At 45.7% G+C, this 12039-nt stretch carries 14 protein-coding genes and 1 pseudogene; 4 read left to right on the forward strand and 11 right to left on the reverse strand.

Annotation, left to right across the window (positions count from 1 at the left end):
* Positions 1-195 (forward strand): annotated as a pseudogene (locus LDL35_RS10085) (imidazoleglycerol-phosphate dehydratase); the annotation flags it as partial.
* 94 nt (positions 196-289) lie between these two features.
* Here the strand turns inward: LDL35_RS10085 and LDL35_RS10090 are convergent.
* The 3 genes from LDL35_RS10090 to LDL35_RS10100 all read right to left on the reverse strand — a co-directional run bounded on the left by LDL35_RS10090 (position 290) and on the right by LDL35_RS10100 (position 2443).
* Complete coding sequence (locus LDL35_RS10090; protein WP_011447948.1) at positions 290-496, reverse strand: histone family protein; 207 nt, start codon at positions 494-496, stop codon at positions 290-292.
* 167 nt (positions 497-663) lie between these two features.
* Complete coding sequence (mtxX, locus tag LDL35_RS10095) at positions 664-1458, reverse strand: methanogenesis marker protein Mmp4/MtxX (protein WP_304022211.1); 795 nt, start codon at positions 1456-1458, stop codon at positions 664-666.
* Entirely contained in the window at positions 1442-2443 is a 1002-nt protein-coding gene (locus tag LDL35_RS10100) for a methanogenesis marker 2 protein (RefSeq protein WP_304022212.1), read from the reverse strand. The genes mtxX and LDL35_RS10100 overlap by 17 nt, the downstream gene beginning before the upstream one ends.
* A 139-nt stretch (positions 2444-2582) precedes the next feature.
* On the opposite strand from LDL35_RS10100, the gene LDL35_RS10105 reads away from it, so the two are divergent.
* Entirely contained in the window at positions 2583-4034 is a 1452-nt protein-coding gene (locus tag LDL35_RS10105; RefSeq protein ID WP_304022213.1) for a replication factor C large subunit, read from the forward strand.
* Here the strand turns inward: LDL35_RS10105 and LDL35_RS10110 are convergent.
* Positions 4024-4422 carry a UPF0146 family protein gene (locus LDL35_RS10110; protein WP_304022214.1) on the reverse strand — a complete coding sequence of 133 codons (399 nt, stop codon included), beginning with the start codon at positions 4420-4422 and terminating at the stop codon, positions 4024-4026. The two genes, LDL35_RS10105 and LDL35_RS10110, sit on opposite strands and share 11 nt — an antisense overlap.
* A gap of 17 nt (positions 4423-4439) precedes the next feature.
* On the opposite strand from LDL35_RS10110, the gene LDL35_RS10115 reads away from it, so the two are divergent.
* Positions 4440-4985, forward strand: coding sequence for an archaemetzincin family Zn-dependent metalloprotease (locus LDL35_RS10115; RefSeq protein ID WP_304022215.1), 546 nt, complete (start codon positions 4440-4442; stop codon positions 4983-4985).
* Positions 4986-4988: 3 nt separating this feature from the next.
* On the opposite strand, the gene LDL35_RS10120 is transcribed toward LDL35_RS10115, so the two are convergent.
* From LDL35_RS10120 to LDL35_RS10150, 7 genes are all read right to left on the reverse strand, one after another.
* Positions 4989-5831, reverse strand: a complete 843-nt coding sequence (locus LDL35_RS10120) for a tetratricopeptide repeat protein (RefSeq protein WP_304022216.1) — start codon at positions 5829-5831, stop codon at positions 4989-4991.
* A 58-nt stretch (positions 5832-5889) separates the two neighbouring features.
* A complete protein-coding gene (locus LDL35_RS10125) occupies positions 5890-6927 on the reverse strand; it encodes a M42 family metallopeptidase (protein ID WP_304022217.1) in 1038 nt (345 codons plus the stop codon).
* A gap of 2 nt (positions 6928-6929) precedes the next feature.
* Entirely contained in the window at positions 6930-8033 is a 1104-nt protein-coding gene (locus LDL35_RS10130; RefSeq protein WP_304022218.1) for a pyridoxal phosphate-dependent aminotransferase, read from the reverse strand.
* 5 nt (positions 8034-8038) lie between these two features.
* Positions 8039-8638 (reverse strand): 6-phospho-3-hexuloisomerase, encoded by a 600-nt coding sequence (hxlB, locus tag LDL35_RS10135; RefSeq protein WP_304022219.1) that lies wholly within the window; start codon positions 8636-8638, stop codon positions 8039-8041.
* A 61-nt stretch (positions 8639-8699) separates the two neighbouring features.
* The gene (locus LDL35_RS10140) at positions 8700-10208 is read right to left on the reverse strand and encodes an MBL fold metallo-hydrolase (RefSeq protein ID WP_304022220.1); all 1509 of its coding nucleotides are present in this window, start codon (positions 10206-10208) and stop codon (positions 8700-8702) included.
* Positions 10209-10213: 5 nt separating this feature from the next.
* Complete coding sequence (locus LDL35_RS10145) at positions 10214-10522, reverse strand: hypothetical protein (protein ID WP_011447937.1); 309 nt, start codon at positions 10520-10522, stop codon at positions 10214-10216.
* Positions 10519-11400, reverse strand: a complete 882-nt coding sequence (locus LDL35_RS10150) for an Mrp/NBP35 family ATP-binding protein (protein WP_304022221.1) — start codon at positions 11398-11400, stop codon at positions 10519-10521. Before LDL35_RS10150 ends, LDL35_RS10145 begins: the two co-directional genes overlap by 4 nt.
* Before the next feature lie 165 nt (positions 11401-11565).
* Here LDL35_RS10150 and LDL35_RS10155 point away from each other — a divergent pair.
* Positions 11566-12039, forward strand: a 474-nt coding sequence (locus LDL35_RS10155; protein WP_304022222.1) for a hypothetical protein, incomplete at its 3' end; no start/stop codon positions are given.

Consider the following 12039-nt stretch of genomic DNA (forward strand, 5'->3'; position numbering starts at 1 on the left):
GAATCCTGGCTGGTCAGACATTTTTTTGAAAGTTTCATTCAGAACGCGAAAGTGACGGCTCATATGAACATATCCGGATTTTCGGATCATCATAAATGCGAGGCACTCTTTAAGGCATTTGGAATTGCACTGCACTCGGCAACAAAAATAGTCTACAATGACGGTCAGGTTCCAAGTACAAAAGGTGTGCTGTAACGAAAGAAATCAACCCCATCCGAGCACACATATATTTATTTCTTTGAGGTAAGGAGATTTCTGTTTTTGAATAAGTCAAAGGTGGAGAATGCTTTTAGGCATTCTCTGCGGCCATCTTGACGTCTTCTTCCTTAATTGTTTTTCTACCTGCATGCTGGGCAAGGCGGTTTGCTTCCCTGGTCAGGTTTGCAATGTAGTCTTCTGCTTTTGCTACAAGAGCTGCTGCTGCATCGCTTCCCACACGCTCAGCCCCATTCTTCTTTGCAATTCTTACAACTGCTGCAATAGGTAAGTCTGCCATAGTCCTCTACCTCAAAACAAAGTATATTGATATCTATTTAAATATTTCGAGATTATCTCGAGATTTTCAATATTCTGACCTGTTAAGAGTAGATTTTTATATTTCATGAGATTAGGTTTCAGAGATGAACAATCGGATGCATTATTGTAAAGAAATAAAATTCCGCTTTAAATTGAAGTTTTTTTCAGGAAAGATAACTCAATGAGATTATCTGCGAGATTTAGCGCGTGTAGATAGTTCGGGTTAACGCGCGAAGTATCTACGAAGATTTTTGGGATATTCAGAACTGGTGCCCCATGAGAACGCCCTCTCCCAAGAAATAACAGTGTTCTAAAGATTAAATTTCCTGATACACCATCAGGAGCTACAATAAATCCTGAGTCCTGTACTGCTTCTTCTATGAGGATACCTCTGTGAACTCCTCCGGTCAGACGGGCAACCAGTTCTGCATCAGCAAGGCTTCTGTCAACGGCAGGATGACGACCGACATCATCCAGACGACCCCCTGAGAGAACGGTCACTTTTTCAGAAAGTCCGAACTTCTGACAGAGCGGTTTTACTTTTTCTATAAGGGATACTTTGTCAGAAATGGTCCATCCTTCATCTATCCCTACCGGCCCGAGGAAGAAGCGAGAGCCGTCTGCAGTCTCTAAGAGGACAACTCGTTCAAGTGTGGCTACACTGGCAGTCTCTTTTAACAGTTGCAATGTATGATGTGAGGATAATGTCCCCCGTATCGCTGCATCAACAGTCCCGGAAAAAAGATCTGATATCAGGTCCTGCTCCGGATGTTCAGAAATAATTGAATGAAAACGGGGTGGAGCAGATGTCTGAAGATCCGAATGCAGGTAACACCTGATCGTTGACCTCCCTGAATAGGATGAGATTCCCAAAAACACCCGCTCAGGATCACTCCTGATACCAATGCCAATGACTGATGATTTTTCAGGGATATGTTCCAAGATGCATTACCCCTCCGTTTTTCGAAAAGTCAAAGACAAGTGCAGAAGAGTTATTATTGTGAATACGAAGTTCCCCTGAATCATTCACGGTCCCAATACTACATGCGGTCATACCACACTTATAAAACAGACTGAAAATAGTGTCAACATGTTCACTCTTTGCGGTTAGAACAAAACCCATTCCCGGATACATCCGGAGCCAGTGATCAAAGGTGATGTTATACTCATCCAGGTCAGGATGGGGCACTGCAGTGAGATCAATATCTGCTCCTTTTCCAGATACTTCAAGTAACATGCCCAGTGTTCCAATGATCCCAGGATTGGATATGTCCTTGCCTGCTGTAACGAGTTTTCGGGATCCGATCTCCTCCATTACCCTGATCTGACCACGAACCTCCTCTGCGGTTCGCAACGTTGCACTGTCCCAGTTTAATGCACAGGATGGATGAACCCTGCCTTTTAAGTCTATTGCAATAAGGACGTTATCTCCGGAGCATGCTGTATTGCTGTAGATAATATTCTCAAGTGGGGCAATACCGAGGATTGCAACATCAATTACGCTGTATGGAGTGTCCGGATGCAGGTGCCCGCCGACGATCGGCACACCAAATTGTCTGGACGCATCATGCATACCCGCAATGACCTGCTTTTTTATGGTATCATTTGAAATTGAGAACACATCCACCATGGCGAGTGGTTTTCCTCCCATGGCAGCAATGTCATGAATATTTACAAGGACTGCACAATACCCTGCCCAGTAGGGATCAGCATCCATAAGTTTACTCCAGATCCCATCTGCTGCCAGGAGCAACGCATCAGATCCGTTTTTAATTACTGCAGCATCTTCCCCAAATGATGCGACAACAGCCTGAGAATCAATCTGAAGATCCCGAACCATTGCACCAATTTCACTTTTCCGTCTCACTCCGTCATATGTTCTGACAGCCTGTGCTATCTGTTCGGTGGAGCAGGTGTATTCTCCCATGGCCCAAAATCTCACTCTTTTTTTCTGTTTCATCACTCATAAAATGTCTTATTTGGTTCAGAATTTACCAAAGACCAGACTCCATGCTTGTCAGTAATGTTCATGCGGTTTATCTTCATAGCCGGCACATATAATCGGGATGGACTGGGCTGAGAAGTATCGTCCCCGGCATCTGAATGAGATGGTGGGCAACCGGGAAGCATTGCACCAGATGAGTGAGTGGGCGACCCGGTGGACAGTGGAATCCCCTCCGCTCATACTCTATGGTAAGCCCGGTATCGGAAAAACTTCCAGTGCGTGGGCACTTGCACATGACATGAACTGGGAAGTTGTGGAACTCAATGCGAGCGATCAACGAACCAAAGCCGTCATTGAAAAGGTTGCAGGTGGAAGCGCAAGTACGGGCTCACTCACCGGTGCCGCGAGAAAACTCATCATTCTTGATGAAGCAGACAATCTTCAGGGAAATGCGGATCGCGGAGGAGCACGGGCAATCGCGGAAGTAATACGGCAGGCACGTCAGCCGCTGATTCTTATCGCCAATGATCTCTACGGGCTTGATGGTACTATCAGGAACCTGTGTACCAAAGTTCAGTTTAAAGCACTACCGGCAAAATCACTGGTTCCCAGACTTCGTGAGATCTGTTCACGCGAACAGCTGACCTGCTCTGCCCAGGCATTAAATGACATTGCCGAGCAGGCCGGTGGGGATATCAGGTCTGCAGTGACCATGCTGTATGCGTCTGCCATTGGGAAAGATACGGTGGGCGAGGATGATGTATCTATATCTGCAAAAGACAGTCGTGCCAGTATTTTTGATCTTGTTTCTGCAACGTTAGGCTATCGTCAGGTTCCTTCACTTCTTGATATGTCAATGTCTGTGGATGAAACACCGGATACTATCCTTCAATGGATTGAAGGAAATCTTGGTGTGCTCCCTGACCGAAAAAAGACAGCACAGGCCTATGCTGCATTATCAAGGGCAGATATGTACCTGGGATATACATTTCTTACTCAATATTATACATTATGGCGGTATGCAACCTCAGTCATGCTCTACGGGGTACATGATGTAATGAAGGGCCGGCCATCAGGATATGCCAAGATCATGCCCCCGTCACGATGGAGACAGATGTCTGTTGCGAAAAAACAGAAGACGATACGGGAGCAGATGTTATCCGATATCGGAACATCGATGCATATGTCCGCCTCTACAGTCCGGAACCTATATCTCTGTCCGATCTCTCTGCTTGCAAAACAATTCCCAGAGCAGTTTGCGAGGAGCTATGATCTGGATGTGGATACACTTGACATCCTGATACATGATCCCATCACATCAAAATCGATAATAAAGAAGATCGAAGATGAGAAGAAGCAGATTGAGAAGGAACTGAAAAAGAAGAAGAAAGATGAGGACGCAAAGGGCAAAAAAGCCAGGGGATCGAAGAAGGAGAAGGAACCTATAGGACAGGAGACCCCCTCGATTGACTCATTCTCCGGACAGGAACCGGGAACTCTCCCTGAACAAACGTCCACTGTACCGGTGGAAAAGGATAAGAAATCGTCTCAGTCAACCCTTTTCAATTTTTAACATATATATGAAGAGGGACTTCACATCCGGGCAGGGGGGCAGGCCGGTCTGCTCCTTCAAACCCCAGATGATAGACGACAAGATCTGCATGAACATAGTGTGCAAGTCTTATGAGCGGAGGAATCATCTCTTCCACCGGTCGTATTGCATAGATACAATCACAACCCTGATAGAGCCCTGGTTCGGGATTTGATACATCATCTTTCACGTACGGAATCCATGAATTGACGGGAGGATCGATGATATCCACACATCTGATTAATATCCCTGATCTGAATAACAGGTTTGCAGTATGAAGGTTTGTTCCGGCTCCGGCTTCAATTACTGAGCGGTACCGTCCGGCAATGAATCTTGCAATCGCCGTCTCAATATATTTATACCCGCTCATTACCCAGTTTATTGGAGATGAATATCCTTATTTTTTGGGATCGGGGCGCTCCGGCCGGTCTTGAAATACCGGTTGCCCGGATCATCTCTCAAATCATGGATATTCCGGCTGAAGTGTGTGAGAGCCCGGTTCTTTATAACGGGTTTGACAGGAGCAGAAACCAGTTTGATGCAAGTGCAATATTAACCTGTCTTGATGTTTTTTCCCGCCGGAATGAAGAAAAAAGATTTATTTTACTGGTAACCGGAGATGATATCTTCAGACCGGGCACCAGATACGTATTTGGTCTCTCCCGTCCGGCAACAGGGACGGCTGTAATCTCATCTGCCAGACTGAGAAATGAATACTGGGGTCTTCCGTCAGATGAGATGATGCTCATTGACCGGTTATCACGGGAAGGAGCCCATGAGATTGGTCATCTCTTACATCTTGATCACTGTACCAATACTTCATGCATTATGGCAAACCCGCTCACCCTCGATGACCTTGACAGTAAGAAATCAATGCTCTGTCAGACCTGTATGAGCAAAGTACAAAATAGTCCGTTATCAGTTCGGCTATAAAAATTATATATATAGTTTTTCGAGAATCTCCAGATTTTCCCGTGCTATCTGATTATCAGGATTCAGCTGAACTGCCTTTCGGTATGCTTCGATGGATTCATTGTATGATTTCATTGCATAGAGAACATTTCCAAGATTATACCATCCCTGGTCAAATTCTGGTTTCGTCTGTGTTGCATTAGAGAGGGCATCTCGTGCTTCTTCTGTTCGCCCTGTCAGATAGAGTATCCTTCCATAATTATTCCATGCATATCCATTTTCAGGATCAAGGCTGGTCGCTTTGGACAGTGCCTCTACTGCCTCATCATATCTTTTATCTTCTGCATAAGCCCATCCCAGGTTATTCCAGGCATCTGAAAAGTCAGGATCCAGTTCAAGGGCTTTATTCAGAACAGGAATTGCTTCGGTAAGTGCCCCCGTCCTGATAAGAGAATATCCTTTTGTACTCCATGCATATTTATTGTCCGGGCCGGTTCTCGTTGCCGTCTCCAAAGCCTCCAGCGCTTTTTCATAATCCCCGAGTTCATTATATGCCCATCCTATGTTAGTCCATGCAATCGTATGATTGGGTTCCAATCTGGTCGCGTTTTCAAGGGGAGGTATTGCATCAGGAAACCGACCCAGATTATTCAGAGCATATCCAATTGAATTCCAGACCTCCGGATTTGTAGTATTGGATTTGACATATTCCTCAAGGATGGCAAGTCCTTCCTGAAAAGAGCCGTTCTGTATCAGATCTATTCCTGGTGCAGGGTCAGTACCCGTTTCCGTTGCTTGGCTTGCTGGGAAAAAGAAAAAAACCAAAGACAAGAGTATGAAGAGATGTATTGGTGTCTTCAGAAACATAATAGTATGAGATAATCATTGAAAAATAAAGGTTTTATTGATATGTGATCTTCAATCTTCAGATCTTTGGTTTCTTTTTCAGTGCTTCAACAAGCAGATCTATCGTAGCCTCGACATCCTTGAGATCTACTACCTCTACCGGGGAATGGATGTATCGAGATGGGACTGATAAGGGGATACTGGGGATTCCATCCCTGACAAGGTTAATGATAGAGGCATCCGTATTTCCTCCGTCACCAACTTCCAGCTGGTATGGGATTTTCATCTTATCTCCTGCAGATCGAAGCCAGGCGACCAGCCGGTTATCAGCCAGTAATCCTCTCCCTGATGCACTTGCCAGAACCAGGACCGGTCCCTTTCCCATCTCAACCGATGCTTCTTTTTTGGTTACACCAGGATGATCACCGGGAATCGTGACATCGGTTGCAATTGCAAAATCAGGGTGTAGCGCAAATGCACTGACCTTTGCCCCCTTCAGACCGATCTCTTCCTGTACGGTAAATACCGCATAAACGGTCATTGAGGTCTTCATCTTTTTCAGTGTTTCAATGAGGACCAGAACACCCACCCGATTATCCAATGCTTTCCCGGTAATCCGATTATTTGCCAGATGAATGAGTTCCTGTTCGATCGTGACCGGAGTTCCTATCTCAATCCCAAGCTCAGCTACCTCTTCTGCTGATGACGCTCCGATATCGATGAACATATCCTCCATCTTGATCTCCTTTTTCCGGTCCTCTGGTGTCATGACATGCGGAGGTTTTGATCCGATTACTCCAGAAACCGGCCCTTTCGTCCCATGGAGGACAACCCTCTGGGTATGAAGAGTCGGATTAAACCACCCCCCAATCCCAACAAATTTTATAAACCCTTTTTCGTCGATATACTGGACCATAAGTCCGATCTCATCCATATGGGATGCTATCATAACTGAAAGTCCGGTGCCCTTTTTTACTGCGATAAGGTTTCCAAGTCTGTCTTCAGAAATTTCATCGACATATCCCTCTAGTTCTTTCCGTATAATTGATTTGATATTTCCTTCAAATCCTGAAAGCCCATGTGCATCGGAGAGTTTTTTTAATAAATCATAAACCATTTTTATACCTCAAGAACTGGTCTCATTCGTTCGATTGCAGCCGTAATATTTTCCCGTGAAGTGGCATAACTGAATCGGGCATAATCTGCGCCTGACGGTCCGAATGCATCACCAGGAACTACTATTACACCGGCATCCATTACTTTTTGAGTTCTCTCCTTTCCAAGTGGAACGAATGCATAAAAAGCCCCCTGCGGTTCAGGGAATTCTACACCCATACCATGAAAACCAGAAACAAGAATGTCCCTGCGTGCTTTATATTCATCCCGCATCATCTTTACACAGGACTGATCGCCGGTATAGGCTGCTATCCCGGCATACTGGCTGATTGAGGTGGCGCAGGTCTGACAATACTGATGAACTTTCAGACACTGTTCCATGTATTCCGGTGGACCAGCGATATATCCAAGACGCCAACCGGTCATAGCATAGGTCTTACTTGCAGCATTGACCGTAATCACGTCTTCACCAAAGGTTCCGGCGCTTGCATGAACCGCATCATAGATGATATGCTCATATACTTCATCAGAGAGAACAGTTACACCGGCATCCATGGCTGCTTCAGTAATCGAGCGGATTGTTTCTTTGGACTCGACCGTTCCGGTTGGATTACAGGGCGAATTAAGAATAAGGAGTCGTGCGCCTTCCAGTTTCTCTTGGAGGATATCTTCCTGAATATGCAGATCCTTTGTAAGTGGTACAAAATCCGGTTTTCCCCCTGCAAGCTGAATACACGCCTCGTAGGAGACAAAACCCGGATCAGTCAGAAGAACCCGATCACCAGGATCAACAAGACTCTGAATGGCAATAAAGAGCGCTTCTCCGGCTCCTGCTGTCACAATGATCTGTTCAGGACTGTAATGCAGATTATTTTCATTTTTAAATTTTTCGGATAATGCCTCTCGTAATTCAGGGATACCTGCATTGAACGTATATCCGGTTTTTCCCTCTTCAATTGCCTGTATCGCTGCATGTCTGATATGGTCAGGGGTGACAAAATCCGGCTGACCAAGTGTCATATTGATAGAGTCGGGTTTTGCAGCCTGGAAAAATTTTCTGATCCCCGACATCTCGATTGCCTGGGCACGCGCTGAAATTTTTTTCATCAGAATCACTCGATATTTGCATGCCGGTCTTTGAGCTCTGACTCATCCGTCTGGGTGATTTCCATCAGCCGTGATATGACAGCGTCACAAAAGGTCATCGCCGCGGTCTCAAACAGGGTTCCAAGCGGGGCAAATGACCGGTGCTCACCTAGCATCTGTCTGGTATCGTACTCCTTACTCTCATCAGGAATGCTGTCACGGTAGTTTTCAATGATGACTTTCGTATCAGAGATTTTTCCAATCGGAGAGTCCGGGTTTGAAGTGATAAGAGAAATACGCCCTCCAATCTCTTTTGCAGTCTGGACAATCTCCACAATGGTTCTTGTTTTGCCTGATCCGGATAAGACCACAATAAGATCCCCGGTTTGCAGTGCCGGTGTGATGGTCTCACCTACCACATAACTCATCATCCCAAGGTGCATGAGCCTCATGGCAAATGCCTTTGCAACAAGACCAGAACGACCTGCACCCATCACATAAATGCGTTTGGCATCCAGGAGTTCTTTAATAAAATGAGAAACTTCTTCATCAGAGATATGATCTGCGATGGCATTGATCCGCGATGCCATCAGTTTCATCATATCCTGCACACGGTGCTGATTCATACCTGTGTATACGTTCAGATGGAATCCTCATCAGGATATCGCACCTGAACCCATCCACCGGTCAGTGACGGTAGGTAACCGGCTCTGTTGCCGGAGTCAGCTCACCGTTCTCCATCACAGATACCGGCCCGTGTCCACAACAATAAAGAAGGCGTTTTCCATTTTCCTGAAGTTCCTCATCAAGTTCCTGTGCCAGCTTTGCCAATGCTTTTCGTTCACTTTTCACAAGATCCGGATCCACATTCACCGTCGTGACCAGATATACTGCGAAATTATTGTACGCACTTCGTTCAGGACTCAGATGTTTCAGATTGAGGATGGTGTCCGAAGTAAATAAGACTCCGGCTTCCTTGCAGAGGATATATATCAGACCATGCTGATGCCCTCCATGCCCCTCTAATATCTCAAAAGTGTACCCGCCAGCATTGAAGGTTGATAGAACTGGAAATTCACCCCGCTTTCCGTTCCCTGAACCAGGTAATAGGGTTACGTCCTCAGGAGGAGTCATCCGTGCAAACAGGTTTATCATCACCGTATACACCTGTTCAAGGACCAAATCCTGTGTAGTGGCTCCCCATGCACGATTATTGGTTTTTATAATATCCCAGGTTCCCTCATGGGTATACACCGGGGCATTGAAAAAACCGGCAGCACCACAATGATCAGTATCCCCATGAGTCAGAATTATCCGGGTAAAGTCAACTTTCCCGCCAAGACCATAGGCAGCAAACATGCGGAGAACATCCTCATGATAAATACCATATCCGGTGTCAATCATTATTCGTTCATCCGGTGCATCGATGACAAAGACAGAGCCGCCGCCCGGAAGCTGGAAACAATAGAGTGTCAGCGTATCCGCAAGGGCAATCTTTTGAACATCTGCATAAAACCCATCCCCTGTTGTCTCCTTCAGGCGTTTTCCGTTTAGCAGTATTTGTTCTAGTACATCCTGGTATTCTTTTCCATATTCGGTCAGTTGTTGAGCGACATGACTAAACTGGTGTAATAATTCAAGAATGTGCGGGTTTTCCACGCCATCGAGGATTTCACTGACCCGTGCCGCATATCTGACATAAAACAGACTCCCATCATCGCAACTGTCTCCACAGTCATACCCTTCAATCTTTACCGGATATTCAGCTTCAATCGCCCGGATCAACTCTTCAGTTTTATCAGGGTGTAAGACCCTGAGCATGATATGCAGGGCATCTGGATATCTGCCACGGTTATCAAATGAGAGTGAACTAATTTCAGCATTATATGTGTCCAGAATAGAGAGAATTCTGTGTAAGGTCCCGGGAATTTCTGGAACGATAACAGTAAGCTGAACACTTTTTGGATAGGTCACGGTAGTCTGCAGATATCCATCTTCCAGCAACGCCTGCGCACCACGGGTACAGGCCCATTCATCACCTGATACGGAAAAAAAGGCGGTAACCGGATCCAGCGAGCGGTTGAAATGACACCTGGTTATGGTAAGACCTGATGCAGCAATAATACGGACCGCATCAAGAAGAGATCCGGTATCAGGAATCCTGATAACAAAGAATTCATTGCGATCCTGAGACATGATGATTACTCTGATACGTAACTTTCCCGTTCAATAAAGAGGCCGCCAAATATGGTGCGCTCTATCATCTCTGAAACGAACCGCATCTTCTGTGCCTCTTCCATATCACTGTTCCGATGAATTTCAGAGTGTAACTGAAGTCGAAGAAGGCCGAATCGTAGTTTTTCAAGAAGCGTTTCATTTAAGGTTATTGCCTCACGGTAAATCGGCTCGATGAGCTGTGGAAATTGATTTATGTCCTCAAGACATTTCACAATTTCAGCATAAATCGGGAGATTTTCTTCTCTCCCGCAAAGAACTTCCAAGTAATTCATATCTGTTTTTCAACAATGCTGACCAGGTGTTCCATGACCGTATCTACCGCTTTCCAGGTCGGAGAATCCTTCTGTCTGATAATGAATGGTCTTCCTTCGTCACCGGCCTTTCTCACTTCAGGATCAAGAGGGAGGCTTCCAAGGAATGGGACATTATGTTCCTGTGCAATCCGCTCGCCTCCACCTTTCCCGAAAAGATCAACCGCTTCCCCACAATGCGGACAGACAAATCCGCTCATATTTTCAATAACGCCGATAACATTCAGTCCAAGCTGTTCCACAAAGGTGATCGCCTTGGTCGAATCCAGGGTGGATACTTCCTGAGGAGTTGTGACGATGACTGCACCACGGACATTCGGAGCCAGTTGCGCGATAGTTAAGGCTTCATCTCCGGTTCCCGGCGGGAGGTCAACGACAAGATAGTCCAAAGAACCCCAGGCTGTGTCCTCAAGGAACTGCTTAATTGCTCCTGCTTTCATGGCGCCACGCCAGATGACCGGGGAATGTTTTTCGGGAAGCAGGAACGCCATTGAAACAACCTGTAATGAACCGGTTACTTTTACCGGGACGATTTTATTCTGGTCTGCAAGCAGTTTATGATCTTCAATACCCAGCATTTTGGGAATATTCGGGCCATGAATATCAAGATCCAAAAGACCCACCTGCTTTCCATGATTGGAGAGGGCATAAGCAAGATTTACGGCAACCGTGGATTTCCCGACTCCCCCCTTGCCAGATAAAACCAGTATTACATGCCTTACATCAATGTCAGCTTTTGGCGGTAATTTTCCGGCCGCTGTCGGGCAGGTAGCGCCTGAAGGACAGGATGAACAGTTATTGTCACAGGATTCAGGGGTTGGTTTGTTTGTATCAGACATATTTTCCATCCTCATACAGTGATTCCATATTATTCGATTCACTTTGGCATAAATAAGATCATGATTCTCTATGTGAAGTAGCGGATTTTTCTGAGATGGGAAGAGTCATGACTTCACGATATAAATATTTCAGTCGCGTATGTTCTATCAGAAGAGGGCTGCCAGATGGAAAAAAGGGATGTAATAGTCATTTTAGCAGCAATAATTGTCGTATTAATAATGGCGGTGGTGGTAAAGCCGATTATTACCGGACAGCCGGTGATATTTTTACCTGAATCTCCTGCGCCGGTAGAACCTGTGATGGAACCTTATCTTACTCCTGAACCTGACTTTCCGGTATCTTCGGTAACTCAGGAAGCGACCCCTGGCGAGACTCAGGAGGAGCAGGTACTTCCTGATAAGACTTCAGTTCCTTCATCAGGTGCTCTTCCTACACCACAGATGACTCCGATGACCTGGCAACCAAATCCTGATAATCCGATGCCGGCAATTCAGATGACGAACTATGCAGAAATTGTTGGAAAGTATACAGGCTCTACCTCACCTTTCAGAATTCCGACTCCATATTGGGAATTGCACTATAATGTCACACCTGCTGATGAAAATGCAGGCTTTTCAATGGATGTAAAGGAAAAATCT

The organism is Methanospirillum hungatei, from assembly GCF_020216685.1.
GTDB classification, from domain to species: domain Archaea; phylum Halobacteriota; class Methanomicrobia; order Methanomicrobiales; family Methanospirillaceae; genus Methanospirillum; species Methanospirillum hungatei_B.